The 15,523-nt window shown below is 30.9% G+C and carries 14 protein-coding genes; 11 read left to right on the forward strand and 3 right to left on the reverse strand.

Annotation, left to right across the window (positions count from 1 at the left end; all coding sequences use genetic code 11):
* Nucleotides 1-18: 18 nt before the first annotated feature.
* The 6 genes from cdaA to ACSYT2_RS15275 all read left to right on the forward strand — a co-directional run bounded on the left by cdaA (nt 19) and on the right by ACSYT2_RS15275 (nt 6,332).
* The gene (gene cdaA / locus ACSYT2_RS15250) at nt 19-870 is read left to right on the forward strand and encodes a diadenylate cyclase CdaA (RefSeq protein ID WP_430857709.1); all 852 of its coding nucleotides are present in this window, start codon (nt 19-21) and stop codon (nt 868-870) included.
* On the forward strand, nt 843-2,072 hold the full coding sequence (locus ACSYT2_RS15255; protein ID WP_438385117.1) for a CdaR family protein: 1,230 nt from the start codon (nt 843-845) through the stop codon (nt 2,070-2,072). The genes cdaA and ACSYT2_RS15255 overlap by 28 nt, the downstream gene beginning before the upstream one ends.
* Nucleotides 2,073-2,152: 80 nt before the next feature.
* Nucleotides 2,153-3,754: an NAD(P)/FAD-dependent oxidoreductase gene (locus ACSYT2_RS15260; RefSeq protein ID WP_430857707.1), complete on the forward strand. Its 1,602-nt coding sequence runs from the start codon at nt 2,153-2,155 to the stop codon at nt 3,752-3,754.
* Between the two features lie 199 nt (nt 3,755-3,953).
* Nucleotides 3,954-4,862: a phosphate butyryltransferase gene (gene ptb, locus ACSYT2_RS15265; RefSeq protein ID WP_438385118.1), complete on the forward strand. Its 909-nt coding sequence runs from the start codon at nt 3,954-3,956 to the stop codon at nt 4,860-4,862.
* Between the two features lie 23 nt (nt 4,863-4,885).
* Nucleotides 4,886-5,953, forward strand: coding sequence for a butyrate kinase (gene buk / locus ACSYT2_RS15270; RefSeq protein ID WP_438385119.1), 1,068 nt, complete (start codon nt 4,886-4,888; stop codon nt 5,951-5,953).
* 226 nt (nt 5,954-6,179) lie between these two features.
* Nucleotides 6,180-6,332, forward strand: coding sequence for a zinc-ribbon domain-containing protein (locus tag ACSYT2_RS15275; RefSeq protein ID WP_438385120.1), 153 nt, complete (start codon nt 6,180-6,182; stop codon nt 6,330-6,332).
* A 306-nt stretch (nt 6,333-6,638) separates the two neighbouring features.
* Here ACSYT2_RS15275 and ACSYT2_RS15280 read toward each other — a convergent pair whose 3' ends face one another.
* The 3 genes from ACSYT2_RS15280 to ACSYT2_RS15290 all read right to left on the reverse strand — a co-directional run bounded on the left by ACSYT2_RS15280 (nt 6,639) and on the right by ACSYT2_RS15290 (nt 9,887).
* Nucleotides 6,639-7,694: an Ig-like domain-containing protein gene (locus tag ACSYT2_RS15280; protein WP_438385121.1), complete on the reverse strand. Its 1,056-nt coding sequence runs from the start codon at nt 7,692-7,694 to the stop codon at nt 6,639-6,641.
* Between the two features lie 74 nt (nt 7,695-7,768).
* Nucleotides 7,769-9,205: a sensor histidine kinase gene (locus tag ACSYT2_RS15285; protein WP_438385122.1), complete on the reverse strand. Its 1,437-nt coding sequence runs from the start codon at nt 9,203-9,205 to the stop codon at nt 7,769-7,771.
* Nucleotides 9,195-9,887, reverse strand: coding sequence for a response regulator transcription factor (locus tag ACSYT2_RS15290; protein ID WP_438385167.1), 693 nt, complete (start codon nt 9,885-9,887; stop codon nt 9,195-9,197). The genes ACSYT2_RS15285 and ACSYT2_RS15290 overlap by 11 nt, the downstream gene beginning before the upstream one ends.
* A gap of 213 nt (nt 9,888-10,100) precedes the next feature.
* On the opposite strand from ACSYT2_RS15290, the gene ACSYT2_RS15295 reads away from it, so the two are divergent.
* From ACSYT2_RS15295 to cimA, 5 genes are all read left to right on the forward strand, one after another.
* Entirely contained in the window at nt 10,101-10,931 is an 831-nt protein-coding gene (locus ACSYT2_RS15295) for an AIM24 family protein (protein WP_430857702.1), read from the forward strand.
* Between the two features lie 83 nt (nt 10,932-11,014).
* A complete protein-coding gene (locus tag ACSYT2_RS15300; protein WP_430857701.1) occupies nt 11,015-11,311 on the forward strand; it encodes a YerC/YecD family TrpR-related protein in 297 nt (98 codons plus the stop codon).
* A gap of 92 nt (nt 11,312-11,403) precedes the next feature.
* A complete protein-coding gene (glmM, locus tag ACSYT2_RS15305; protein ID WP_430857700.1) occupies nt 11,404-12,750 on the forward strand; it encodes a phosphoglucosamine mutase in 1,347 nt (448 codons plus the stop codon).
* A gap of 623 nt (nt 12,751-13,373) precedes the next feature.
* Complete coding sequence (gene ilvN / locus ACSYT2_RS15310; protein ID WP_430857699.1) at nt 13,374-13,889, forward strand: acetolactate synthase small subunit; 516 nt, start codon at nt 13,374-13,376, stop codon at nt 13,887-13,889.
* A 37-nt stretch (nt 13,890-13,926) separates the two neighbouring features.
* A complete protein-coding gene (cimA, locus tag ACSYT2_RS15315; protein WP_430857698.1) occupies nt 13,927-15,522 on the forward strand; it encodes a citramalate synthase in 1,596 nt (531 codons plus the stop codon).
* Nucleotide 15,523: the final 1 nt, after the last annotated feature.

Raw genomic sequence — 15,523 nt, forward strand, 5'->3', positions numbered from 1 at the left:
TTTTAAGAGGTGAGACCAATGCAAGAATTCTATACTTTGCTATTAAATATAATAAAAAATATATCTATTTGGTCTATATTAGATATTTTAGTAGTATCTTTTATATTTTATAAAGGATATATGTTAATAAAGGAAACTAGGGCAGAGCAATTATTAAAAGGTATAGTTTTAATTGTAGCTTTAATTCCTATTAGTTATGTTTTAAAATTAAATATGCTAAATTTTATTTTAAATAAGACATTAACAATTGGGGTTCTAGCAGTAATTATTATATTTCAACCAGAAATCAGGAGAGTGCTAGAACATTTAGGACGAAGTACATTTGATGAAATACATAATATTGATGATAAAGAATATAGAAATGAAGTTGTAAATGAAATTGTTGCAGCTGTAGGTAATTTGGCAGAGAGTAAAACAGGTGCACTTATAGCTATAGAGCAGAGCACAGGCCTTGGCGAAATACTAGGATCAGGAACTATTATAGATGCTAAAGTGAGTGCCAATTTACTAGAGAATATATTCGTTGTTAACACGCCTCTACATGATGGTGCAACTATTATAAGAAAAAATAGAATACATGCATCAGGATGTGTACTTCCTTTAACAAGTAATAATTCTATAAATAAGAAATTAGGGACTCGTCATAGGGCTGCAATGGGTTTATCGGAAAACTCTGATGCATTAGTTATAGTAGTTTCAGAAGAAACAGGAATAATATCATTAGCAGCTAATGGGAGATTAACCCGTAATTATGACAAGGAAAAATTAAAGACTATATTGTTAAAAATTATGGAGAATAGAGAAGCTAAGAGAGTAAAAACAGCTGGTGAAAGGGTGAAGACATGGATAACGGGAATGAAAAAAAATTAACCATAAAACTCATATGTGTATTATTGTCTTTTGGGTTATGGCTATATGTAACCAATGTTGAAAACCCAACTAGAAAGTCAGAAATAAGGGGTATAGAAGTTGAGATGGTTAATACTGAAGTATTAGCAGATTCTAAGCTAGCATTATCACCTAATCAAAAGTTTTATGTTGATTTGACAATAGAGGGTCCTGCAAATGAAATATATACTGCTAAAAAGGAAGATTTCAAATTAAGAGCAGATATTAGCGCATATGCATTGAAAAAGGGTGATAACAATATACCAGTTGAAATAGTAAATTATCCTCAGGGCATTAATATTAAGAATAATGGAGTTATAGCAATAAAAGTAAAGATAGAAGACTTGGTAGAAAAAGAAGTGAAAGTGGATTCTAGAATAAAAACAAATTACAAAGAAGGATTTTCACAAGGTGCTATTACTATTAATCCTGAAAAAGTAACAGTTTATGGACCAGCGACAGCAGTGGATAAGGTAGTTTTTGCAGCATTGGTTGGAGAAGTGAAGGATATAGATAAAGATATGGAAGAAGAATTTGATATCCAGGCAATGGATAAGGAAGAGAAAGAAGTAGAGGGAGTTGGCATTAGCGAAACTAAAGGTACTTTATCTTTAAAGGTTGCTAAAGGAAAAGAGGTTCCAATTAAAACTACTTATACAGGGGTATTAAAGAATGGACTAAGTATAGAAACTGTTGAGTTATCTAGAAATAGGGTTAATATTCTGGGGGATTCTAATAAGGTAAAAGATATAGAACAGATAGAGCTGGAGCCTATAAATTTATCTGATATTACAGGTAGTAGAGAATTTACTCTTAAATTAATACCACCTCAAGGGATTACCATTGCTAAAGGTGAAGATGTTGTAACGGTTAAAATTAAAATAAAAGATACTAGAACTGTAACAAAGGATTTTGAGAATATAAGAATAAATTATTTAGATAAGGATGAGAATAAATATAAGTACGAAGTACCTGAGTTTGCCACAGTTACAGTAGAAGGTACAGAAGAGGATTTGAAAGCAATAACAGCTGAAAATCTAAAGGTAGAGGTAAGTGTTAAAGGACTTATAGAGGGAGAACATAATTTAGAATTAAAAGCTATGCTTTTAAATGTTAACAATAATAATATAAAAGTTAAGTCTAACTCAGGACCAATAACAATTAAAATAACTACCATAAAATAAAAAGTGGCATTGCCACTTTTTTTTATGGTATAGTATGATAAAATATTTGTCTACAAAATCATAAAAAAAGGGAGAAAGTAATGAGTATTAGAATTAATAATATAAATCTAAATATAGATGAGCCAATAGAAGATATTAAGAAAAAGGTAGCGAAGAAGCTTAAGATTTCAGAGGATGAGATAATAAAGTTAAAAATACTTAAAGAAAGTATTGATGCTAGAAAGAAAGATAATATTAAATTTAACTATTGTGTAGATATTAGATGCAATGGAGAGAAAAGAATAGTATCAAGAATAAAAGATAAAGATGTAAAATTTGAGGATAATGAAATAAAAGAAGATTTTAAGTATGGATTAAAGGAGCCAAAAACTAGGCCAGTAGTAATCGGATTAGGCCCAGCAGGTCTATTTGCAGCATTAACACTAGCTAAACATGGATATAAGCCTGTTATATTTGAAAGGGGAGAAGATGTTGATAATAGAACTAAGACTGTTGAATCATTTTGGAATGGTACTTCGGACTTGAATCTTGAATCAAATGTCCAATTTGGAGAAGGTGGAGCAGGTGCATTTTCAGATGGGAAACTTACTACAAGAATTAAGGATAATAGATGTGGTTTTGTATTAGAAGAGTTAGTGAAAGCAGGAGCACCAAAAGAAATAGTATATGCTGGAAAGCCTCATGTAGGAACTGATATACTAAAAGACGTGGTTAAGTCTATTAGGGAGGAAATAAAAGCACTGGGCGGAGAAGTCCATTTTAACTCTAAGTTAGAAAAAGTAGAAATTAAAGATGGTAAGCTTGAAAGTATAGTTATTAATGGAAAGTCTATGCCATGTGAATCCCTAGTATTAGCTATTGGTCATAGTTCAAGGGATACTTATGAGATGCTTCATAAAGAAGGGGTATTCATGCAACCTAAAGCATTTGCGGTTGGAGTAAGAATTGAACATCCACAAAGTATGATTAATAATAGTCAATATGGTCAATATGCAGGTCATCCAAGGCTTAATGCCGCAGACTATAAATTAGTTTGCCAAAGTGAAAAGCTTAATAGGGGTATATATTCATTCTGTATGTGTCCAGGTGGAGTTGTTGTAGCAGCAGCATCAGAAGAAGGAAGACTTGTATCAAATGGAATGAGTTATCATGCAAGAGATTTAGATAATGCAAACTCAGCATTAGTGGTTACAGTAGGACCAGAAGATTTTGAAGGGGATTCTCCATTAAGTGGTATGGAATTCCAAAGAAAATATGAGGAATTAGCATTTAAACTTGGAGGAGGAAAATATAAAGCACCTGTTCAATTAGTTGGAGACTTTTTAAATGATAGAGTAAGTACTAAGTTAGGAAGTGTTATACCAAGCTATAAACCAGGATTTGAATTTAGAGATTTAAGGGAATGTTTACCTAATTATGTTGTGGAAGCAATAAAGGAAGGTATAGTAAAGTTTGATAGTAGAATTAAAGGCTATGCTATGGATGATGCTGTTCTTACTGGTATTGAAACAAGAACATCGGCTCCAGTAAGAATGACTAGAGATGAAAATCTAGAAAGTATAAACACTAAAGGACTATATCCAACGGGTGAAGGTGCTGGATTTGCAGGTGGAATTATATCTGCAGCAGTAGATGGAATTAAGGTAGCTGAGAGAATAATGAGTGAGTATAAACAAATATAATATTTAAAATATTCTGAAAACTTGAGTTTTCAGGATATTTTTTGTTACAATGAAAGTGGTATAAATGGAAAAATTATAGCTATGATTGTTATAATTTTAACATTATATTTTTGAAAAAATGAAATAAAGTTATTTTTGATGGTGTATTTATAAAGAAAGTAGTAAAAAATTATAAAAAATTTGTAAGAGGTGCATAAATATGAGTAAAAATTTTGACGATTTATTATCAAAGGTTAAGGTTTGTCAAAGAAAAAAAGTTTCAGTTGCAGTGGCACAAGATGAACCAGTGTTAGAAGCTATTAAAGCTGCTAAAGAACAAGGAATTGCAGACGCAATATTAGTAGGGGATAAGGATAAGATTAAAGAAATAGCAGACTCTATTGGGATGGATATAACTCAATTTGAAGTGATTCATGAGCCGGATGTAAAGAAAGCTACACTTTTTGCAGTTCAATTAGTATCTAGTGGAAGAGCTGATATGGTAATGAAGGGGTTAGTTGATACGGCAACATTCTTAAGAAGTGTATTAAATAAAGAAGTAGGACTTAGAACTGGTAAGGTTATGTCTCATGTAGCAGTCTTTGAGATAGAAGGATTTGATAGATTGATATTCTTAACAGATGCTGCATTTAATACATATCCAGATTTAAAAGCTAAGATTCAAATAGTTCAAAACTCAGTTTCTGTTGCTAAGGCTTGTGGTATAGATTGTCCAAAGGTTGCACCAGTATGTGCAGTTGAAATTGTTAATCCAGATATGCCAGCAACAATTGATGCTTCATTATTATCAAAAATGAATGAAAGAGGACAAATAAAGGGATGTATAATTGATGGACCTTTAGCATTAGATAATGCATTATCAGAAGAAGCAGCTCATCATAAAGGAATAACAGGACCAGTTGCAGGTAAGGCTGATGTAATTATGCTTCCAAACATTGAAACTGCAAATGTTATGTATAAGTGCTTAACTTACACCTCAAAATCAAGAAATGGTGGTTTACTAGTAGGTACATCAGCACCAGTTATATTAACTTCAAGAGCAGATAGTTTTGAAACAAAAGTAAATTCAATTGCTTTAGCAGCTATAGTTGCAGAAGCTTCAAAATAATAGAATTCATGGAGGTTTATGATATGTCATATAAGTTACTAATTATCAATCCAGGTTCTACTTCAACTAAAATTGGAGTGTATGAAAATGAAAAAGAATTATTTGAAGAAACATTAAGACATTCATCAGAAGAAATTGCTAAGTATGATACAATATACGACCAAAGAAATTTTAGAAAAGAAGTTATATTGAATATATTAAAGGATAAAAACTTTGATATAAAGACTTTAAACGCAGTTGTTGGTAGAGGTGGAATGCTAAAGCCAATGGCAGGTGGAACATATGCAGTTACAGAAGAATTATTAGAAGACCTAAAGGTTGGAGTACAAGGACAACATGCTTCAAATCTTGGTGGAATATTATCAAATGAAATAGCTAAAGAATTAGGGGTTCCAGCATTTATTGTTGATCCAGTTGTTGTTGATGAATTAGATGAAGTAGCAAGATTTTCAGGAGTTCCTGAGCTACCAAGAAAGAGTAAATTCCATGCTTTAAACCAAAAAGCTGTTGCTAAGAGATATGGTAAGGAAAGTGGAAAAGGATACGAGAATTTAAATCTTATTGTAACTCATATGGGTGGAGGAGTTTCTGTTGGAGCCCATAAGAATGGTAGGGTTATAGATGTTAATAATGCCCTTGATGGAGATGGAGCATTTTCACCAGAAAGAGCAGGAGGAGTTCCAGCAGGAGATTTAGTTAAGCTTTGCTTTAGTGGAAAATATACAGAAAAAGAAATATACAGCAAGTTAGTTGGTAATGGTGGGCTTAATGCTTATATAAACTCTAATGATATGAGGGATGTATTAAAGCTTATGGAAGATGGAGATAAAAAAGCTGCTATATTATTTGATGCATTTATATATCAAGTGGCAAAAGAAATTGGTGCGATGGCAACAGTTCTTGAAGGTAAGGTTGATAGAATATTACTAACAGGAGGAATTGCTTATTCACCAGTAGTTGTTGAAGCAATTTCGAAGAGAGTAAGCTGGATTTCTGAAATAAAAGTATATCCAGGAGAAGATGAATTATTAGCTTTAGCTCAAGGAGCTATTAGAGTTCTTGATGGGGAAGAAAAGGCTAAGGTTTATTAGGATAAAAAGGGGATGTTGTAAAACAGCTCTTTTTGTGTGAAAAATAAGTGATAAAATATGGTTTTATTAGAATAAATTAGTAATTTTTGATTGAAATATATCAAAATATATGTTATTATAAGAGAGTAGCAAATGCTAACAACAAAAAGTTTCATTTAGGTAAATAGTTTCCTCAAAATTAGGGAGTATTATCAAATTAGAATCTTTAAATTTAGGAGGAACATTTATGACAGATAAAACAATAGTATGTAGAGATTGCGGTAGTGAATTCATATTTTCAGTAGGGGAGCAAGAATTCTACAAGGAAAAGGGATTCGATAATGAGCCAACAAGATGTACATCTTGTAGAATAGCTAAGAAAGAACAAAATAGAAGATAATTTTGATTATTGCAAGCTGTAGATAAAACTACAGCTTTTTTTTGTTTTGCAAAAATATATTCAGAATAATATCGGAATATCAGGGTGAATTAGATAAGAAGATATGAGATATCGGGATAAAAGGAAAAACTGCTGAAAGCTAATTTTTAGATAAGCGATCAACAGTTATAATTTTTTTACATTATCGTATAAGAATATTTTCGTATGGGTCAAATTTATGATTATATTGTTTTTAAGTCGTTGAACTTGGATTTGATGCCATTCTTGCGTGTAAAACTATAGTTTGCGAATTACATAGTTAATAAACTATGGAGCATATTGCATATCAATGTTATTAACTATATTATCTTCCGTATCAATCCAAAATAATAAAGCGTGGCTTGGCTGATGGGAATACCCTCTTGCAGTAGCAATATACTTACTAAAAGTAGTATAATCTACAGACGTAGGTTGAGCTGTGTTTGCGCTTATATCTGAATTTTTATCTACTATAAATCTGCATAAAAGGAATTTAGTAGATTTGGAAAGTTTATATTCTTTTGTAGCTGTGCTCGAGTTTTTAATATAATAGCTATTGTAGATTAGGCCATCTTCAGAGAAACCACCATCGTGGATATTTCGCCCATCTTTAAGTGCTTCATTTGTAGCAGTTTTATCAGTTTCTGTATCTATGAAGAATTGTGCTTCATCAAAAGTGATATAAGCCTCTCCATTTTTCTCATAAAAATTAGTTATGAAACCAATCTTTTTTTCTTTTATAGGTTTTCTGACAGTTAAGTTAAGAAGTACTTTTCTACCATACTCATCTGATATTCCATTAAAGGAAAAGGTGCCAAGAGTGCTTGTATTAACATTCTTATTTTCCCATTGAATTTTTACTTTATTTGATTCACCATTAATAGAAATAGGTACTTCTTCAGGTAAGGTGTAGTTTGTATTAATATTAATAGTATTATTTATAGTTGTAGTATCAAACTTTGATTGAATATCATTTAGTGCTGCTATCATATTATCTCTATCAACATTATTATCTATTGATAGCTTTATAAAGTAATAAGCATCATCTAGTCTGTTAGCATCTAAATACTTATCTCTAATTTCAACATAGGTGTCTAAGTTGTTTTTATCACAAGATATTGCTTTTTCATAAGATTTTTTTGCTTCAGTAAAATTTTTTTCTTGAAGAAAGTTATTACCTTCTTCTAAAGATTGAAGAATAGAATTTTCTTGGATCTTCATATCTTCTGCAACATTTGTGGTTAGAAGAATTTCCTTGTTTGAAGGACTGCATCCAATAATAGTGATGGATAAGAAGGTTAAAATAAATAATGATAATACCTTTAAATAAATAGTTCGTTTCATTTTTAATCACTCCTATATTTAGTTTATATTTATATATTATGGGTAATTAATTGCTAAATTTAGTTAAGATATTATCAACTTGTTAACAGGAGAGGTAATTTTACCATTATAGTTACTATTTCACCATTATCTATATAAATTTCTCCGTTATGATCATTGATTATTTCATTAGCAATATATAATCCTAATCCACTACTACTTTTTTCTTTTGAATTGTTAGTTTTTACAAAAGGATTAAATATAGAGTTAAAGATATCCTCAGGAATAATATTTGAGCTATTTTTAATTTCTATACAATAATAATTAGTGGAGATATAGGAGACAACGGTAATATCTAAAGTGTCGCTTGAATACTTGATTGCATTATCGAGAAGGTTTATAAAAAGTTGCTTCAGTTTATTCTCTTGGCCTTTTATGACACCATCTTCAAGTGTACCAATTATACTTAGGGAATATTTATTTGCTTTTATATTCATATCCTTGATTATTTCGGTTAAAATATTTTTTATATTAATTGTAATTATCTCCTCATTCGTTTGACTTTGGCCCTTAGATACATCAATTAAATCTAGAACCAAATTATGAATTCGCTCACTCTCACTATAAATTCTATCAAGAGCTCTTCTTTTAAACTCTTCATCAGGAACCATATCATCTTTAAGCATTTCAGCATAACCTGTAATAGCAGTTAATGGGGTTTTAAGTTCATGGGTTACATTATCAAAAAATTCTTTTCGATGCTTTTCTAAAGTTTCAACTTTATCTTTTTCAGAATTAATAGTTTCAAGTTGACCTTTAATTTTTTCCTTCATATTGATGAATTCCCTTGAAAGTATACTAACTTCATCGTTTCCTTTAGGAGTAATAGAGAATTCATAATTACCTTCTTCAATCTTCTTAACACCATCTGTAAGTTGAACAATAGGTCCTATGATTTTGGTGGTAATTATATAGGCAATAAAAAATATGGACATAAAGATTACTACTTCTATAACTGTAATCATATTAATAGTATCTAAATTAGAGGAGTAGATATCATTATATTCCTTGGTTGTGTTAATTACTCCCAATTGGTTGTTATTTACATAGATAGGGTATGATAAAATACCAAAGGCACTATCATTTATGTATTTTATATAGATAATAGCACTTCCGTTTTGAGTTCTTGAATTAAGTTTATCAATATCATTTTTAAATATTTCATCAGTGTTGTTAGCTAGAATATTATTATTAATATCCTTAATTTCTAGAAAGCAATCATTGTTTAAAGTTAAATATTTCATTAGATAATTAGATTCAATTTTAAATTTAGCCTTATCTGTATCAGCCGAATTTAATAGAATTCTGTATTTAATTGACTCAGTCATACTCCCCATTAGTTGTGTTAAAGATTCCTTAATAGTGGTCTCCATTTTATCTATAAGGATATTTCTTATAGAAATATTTAATATAATACCTAGGACTACTAAAATTGTACCTAAGCTAAGGATTATTTTAGTTTTAATCTTCATTATAGGACCTCATTACATAACCAATTGAAAATACCGTTTCGATAAGGGAATTATTATCATCTAATTTGCTTCTTAATCGTCTTATATGTACATCTACAGTACGGTCATCACCATCATAATCAAATCCCCAAAGTTGATTCAATATTACTTCTCTAGAGAATACTTTATTTCTATTTTTAGCTAGAAATTCTAATAAGTCATATTCCCTAGGTTTTAATTTAACCTGAATATCATTTTTGAAAACAATTCTGCTTTCATAATTTATTTTTACATCTCTATTTAATTTAATAAGATTATTATCTTTTTTAAATTTATATTTATCTACTCGCCTTAAGGCAATCTTAACTCTTGCTAAAACTTCTTTTATATGAAATGGTTTTGTAATGTAGTCATCTGCACCAAGTTCAAGGCCAAGGACCTTATCAAAAATATCAGTTCGTGCAGTAAGAATTAGTATTGGTATAGAATAATTTTGATTTATATCCCTACAAATATCAAATCCACTTTCATCTGGCAGATTAATATCTAGAAGGGTTATATCAGGATTAAAATCCTTTAATAGTAATCGAGCCTCTTTACCGTTAAATGCACTTCGTACATTATATCCTTCAGATCTTAAGGCGGATGTTAAGATATCGTTTATTGATATCTCATCTTCTACAATTAGTACTTTGTTGTTAATCATTATATTTTCTCTCCCCCTAGGACATTTTAAAATTAAATGTTACAATGAAATATTCAAAAAATGCTAAATATTACTTTTATTATAATTATTATAAATTAATTCTTGTGAGAAGGATATCGATATATTAAGATTTTCTTTTGAATTTCTTAGTAGAAGGATTTTAAAATGATATTATGGTAAAATAATCATAGAAATTTAAGGGGTGATATTATGAGAACATCAATAAACTCAGAAAATAAATTAACAATGTTGTCACAAATGTCTAACGATTCAAAATTTCAAGTTTTAGAATTTGATAAGCTTGAAGGAGCAACAGATATTGAGACCGCTTTTGGATTACAGGTTATGAATGATGCTGGAATAAAATTAAGGCAAGTAAGAATTATATTGGAAGATAGTTCTGTTAAGCTTGAGTCTGGCGCTTTAAGTTATATGAAGGGTGATATAGCAATAAAGAATAAAACTGGTGGTGTTGTTGGTTTAGGAAAAAAGTTTATTAATAGTAAACTGACTGGTGAGACCATGTTTAAACCTACATATGAAGGGACAGGAGAAATTTTCCTAGAACCATCCTTTGGTCACTATGCATTAATTGAGTTAGAAGATGAAGAGATAATAGTTGACGATGGATTATTTTATGCCTGTGAAGAGGAAGTTGAAATAGGATCAAGTATGCAAAAAAGCGTTTCTTCAATGTTATTTGGAAATGAGGGACTATATCAAACGAGTATTTCAGGTAGTGGAATTGTTGTATTAGAGCTTCCGGTTCCTGAATCAGAAATATTTAAATGTAAATTATTTAATGATACCTTAAAAGTTGATGGGAACTTTGCAGTACTTAGAACTAGTAATGTTAAATTTACTGTTGAGAAATCATCATCTATTATTGGTAGTGCTACAAATGGTGAAGGACTATTAAATGTATATAAAGGAACTGGTGAGGTTTGGTTATTGCCAACCAAAAGTATATATAGAGATATAAAAATTAAGGGATTAGGAGAAATGAGTGATCCGGATGGGGAAATGAATACTGAAATATAAATACACTTTAAATGGTTAAAGTTGTGAATTGTTAAAGCTTTAGGTATAATTATGGATAGATATAAATCTAAGGAGTGAAGACAATGAGCAACATAGATTCAAAGATTAAGAGTGAGGAAATGGATTTATTATTCAATGCAATTTTGAAATTGGAAAGTATTGAAGAGTGTTATAAATTTTTTGAAGACGTAGCAACTATAAATGAGGTTAAGGCTTTAGCCCAAAGAATACAAGTAGCTAAATTATTAAGTGAAAAAAAGACTTATACAGAAATAGCAGAGATAACAAAAGCTAGTACGGCTACAATAAGTAGGGTAAATAGATGTTTAAATTATGGAACAGAAGGTTATAACATTATCCTTGGTAGATTAAAAGAATAGATAATGTTGTCAATATTAAAGGAAAAGACTATACTAAATTATAGATAAATACACAAGAATAAAATGATTATGAATTAAAGAGAGGTATATATATGAGTAGAATGTTTGGAACTGATGGGGTAAGAGGTATAGCAAATACAGAGTTAACTGCTGAATTAGCATATAATCTTGGAAGAGCTGGAGCATACGTATTAACAGAAGGAGCTCATAAACCTAAAATACTAGTAGGTAAAGATACAAGAATATCAGGAGATATGCTAGAGGCAGCATTAGTTGCGGGTATTTTATCTGTTGGTGCTGAGGCAGTTATATTAGGTGTAGTACCAACACCAGCAGTTGCACATTTAACAAGAAAGTATGGCGCAGATGCAGGTATAATGATATCAGCTTCTCATAATCCAGTAGAATATAACGGAATTAAATTCTTTAATGATAAAGGATATAAACTTTCTGATGACTTAGAAGATGAGATTCAAAGAGTTATAGAAAGCAAGTTTGAAGGAGTTCCAAGCCCTACAGGAACGGCTCTTGGAAGAGAAATAATAGAGGTTGGGGCATTAGAAGACTATATAGAATTTGCTAAAGAGACTATAGCTGTAAATTTAGAAGGTTTAAAGGTAGCCCTAGATTGCGCAAATGGATCAGCCTACGAAGCAGCTGTAAGAACCTTTAGAGAATTAGGTGCTGACGTTTATGTAATTAATGATAATCCAGATGGTACTAATATAAATGAAAGCTGTGGATCAACACATCCAGAAGAGTTAATGGAGTATGTTGTAAAAAAGGGGTGTGACATCGGGTTTGCTTTTGATGGAGATGCTGATAGGTGTTTAGCAGTAGATGAAAAAGGTAAATTAATAGATGGAGATTTTATATTAGCCCTTTGTGGAAAACACTTAAAAGATATTAAAAGATTAAAAGACGATATGCTAGTTGTCACTGTTATGAGTAATTTAGGATTAGAGATAGCCTGCAAAGAGATGGGGATAAATACTATTAAAACTAAGGTTGGAGATAGATATGTTCTTGAATCAATGGTTAAAGGAAAATATGTACTTGGTGGAGAACAATCAGGACACATCATATTCCTAGACTATAATACAACAGGAGATGGACTAGTTACAGCACTTCAAGTAGCATCAATAGTTAAGAAGGAAAAGAAAACTTTAAGTGAATTGTGTTCTATAATGAAGGAACTTCCACAGGTATTAGCTAATGCAACTGTTCCAAATGATAAGAAGAATATATACTTAGAAGATGAAGAAATAAAGGCTGAAATTGTGAGAATAGAAGAAAGTTTACAGGGTAAGGGACGAGTACTAATAAGACCATCTGGTACTGAACCTTTAGTAAGAGTTATGCTAGAAGGTGAAAATCAAGAGGAAATTGATAAGATGGCACATAACCTTGCTGATATGATAGTAGAAAAATGTAAATAATGTGATTTTAGAAACGCTAAGTATTTTTAGCGTTTCTTTTTTATATAAAATATTATTTTAGTTAAATGATAAAAAAATGGCATAATTGATATTATAGTAGTAATAAAAATAAGAAAAAGACTAAATGATAATAATAAAATTTAAGTATTATTAATATATTGATAAATATAATGGGTGGTTATTTTGTAAAAACAAATAACAATAGTCTTATAATATTAAATTTATAAAAATATGTATATTTTATTGACAATAGGGAACTATAAGAGTAAAATCTTAACAAAAGAACAACTAAATAGTTCCTTTTAGTTTAATAAATGCTAAGAAGGAGACAGTTATTTAACAGGATAAAGTTACAGAGAGTCGATGGTAGGTGTGAATCGATACTTTAAGTTAGATAGTTATCACTCCAGAGCAGAATCCTGAAAGCTAGAATATTTAAGTGAGTAGGCGATATCCGGTGTGCACCCGTTATAGGCAAGGGTTTGTTAGAACCTAGTGATATTATTTTAGGCGGAGTATTTTCCCACCTCTTATGATCTATATCATTAAGGGTGGGACTTTTTATACCTTTATACTAAATTTACGCAATAAGCAATATTTTGATATTTAAGGAGGGGAAGGGAATGGAACAAAAGCATGTTTTATCAGTTTTAGTTAAGAATTCTTCGGGGGTGCTTAGTAGAGTCGCTGGACTATTCTCAAGAAGAGGCTATAATATCGATAGCTTAACAGTAGGCAGAACAGAAGATGAAAAAATTTCAAGAATGACTATTACATTAATGGGGAATGCAGATGTATTAGAGCAGGTTATGAAACAATTGAACAAGCTTGAAGATGTGATAAAAGTAATAGATCTTAAGTCTGATAATTCAGTGTATAGAGAATTAGTTCTAATTAAGGTAAGTGCAAAGGCAGAAAATAGGGCAGCAATCAACGAAGTTGTAAAGATTTTTAGAAGTAAGATAATAGACATATCTGTAGATACTCTAACAATTGAGTTAACAGGTGATGAGAGCAAGATTTCAGCATTGATAAAGCTTATGGAGGAATACGGAATTCAAGAGCTAGTAAGAACAGGGGTAACGGCACTTGAAAGAGGAGACAGAAGCATAAGAAGTTATGATGATTATTCTGAATAGTAATAAGGAGTAAATAATAGAATAGGGGGTGTTTTTAGTGGATGAAAAGAAAATTAGTATTTTCGATTCTACTTTGAGAGACGGGGCTCAAGGGCAAGGAATATCTTTTTCTTTAGAAGATAAGATTAAGATAGTGAAGGTACTAGATGACATTGGGGTCACTTATATTGAGGCTGGCAATCCTGGATCTAATCCTAAGGATATGGAATTTTTTAAAAGGATTAAAGGTGTTCAATTAAAGAATTCGAAAATTGCAGCTTTTGGATCAACTAGAAGACCTAATATTAAAGTTGAAGAAGATAAGAATCTGAAAAGCTTACTATCAGCAGAGACAGAGGTAACTGTAGTATTTGGTAAGTCATGGGAGTTTCAGGTTAAAGAGATACTAAAAACTTCATTAGAAGAGAATTTAAATATGATTAGTGATACAGTTAAGTATTTATCTGATAAAAATAAAGAAGTAATTTATGATGCAGAGCATTTTTTTGATGGATATAAGGAAAATAAAGAATATGCATTATCCACAATAAAATGCGCAAGGGAAGCTGGGGCAAGCGTTGTAGTCCTCTGTGATACAAATGGAGGAACACTACCGGATGAAATCAAAGAAATTACTTCAGAAGCAATAAGCAAAATAGGGGGCAACGTAGGAATACATTGTCACGATGATATTGGCATGGCTATAGCCAATTCTGTAGTGGCAGCGCAAGTTGGGGTAAACCACATTCAAGGAACATTTATAGGAATAGGTGAAAGATGTGGTAATGCAAATTTAAGTACAATTATTCCAACATTAAAGTTGAAATTGGGGCAAGACATCATAGATGATAACAACCTATCTAAACTAACTACAGTTGCTAGATTCATAGCAGAAATTTCAAATATAACATTAAGAGATGAGACGCCATATGTAGGTAACTCAGCATTCGCACATAAAGGTGGAATGCATATAGATGCAGTTTGTAAGACACCAAAAGCTTACGAACATATAATTCCTGACAAAGTAGGTAATAGAAGAAGATTTTTAGTTTCAGAAGTAAGTGGTAAAAGCACTATACTTTCAGAAATTCAAAAGATATTTCCAAATATATCTAAAGATGGAGAAGAAGTACAAAAAATTACTGATAAACTAAAGGAATTAGAGTATGAAGGATATCAGTTTGAAGGAGCAGAAGGAACAATTGAATTAGTAATGAGAAAGATAATAGGAAAATATAAGCCTTTCTTTAAACTAAATCATTTTAAGGTATTTGCTGAACAGCCTTCAGAAGAATCTGATATGACATCCTCAGTAATGATAAATATTACTGTAGATGAAAGAGAAGAAATGAGTGCAGCTAGAGGAGAAGGTCCTGTAAATGCATTGGATAAAGCTTTAAGGAAAGCCCTTGAAGTATTTTATCCTCAATTAAAGGATGTAAGACTTGTGGATTATAAGGTTAGGGTCTTAGATTCGGAGAATGCTACAGAAGCAAAGGTAAGAGTTTTAATAGAATCAACAGATGGTGTGGAAAATTGGAGTACTGTTGGGGTATCAAGAGATGTAATTCAAGCAAGTTGGATAGCACTAGTGGATTCTATAGAATATAAGCTAATAAAAGATATTGAAAGAAAAGCAAAGACATATTTTTAAG

This window comes from Clostridium zhoujianii (genome assembly GCF_051590805.1).
In the GTDB taxonomy this organism is placed as follows: domain Bacteria; phylum Bacillota; class Clostridia; order Clostridiales; family Clostridiaceae; genus Clostridium.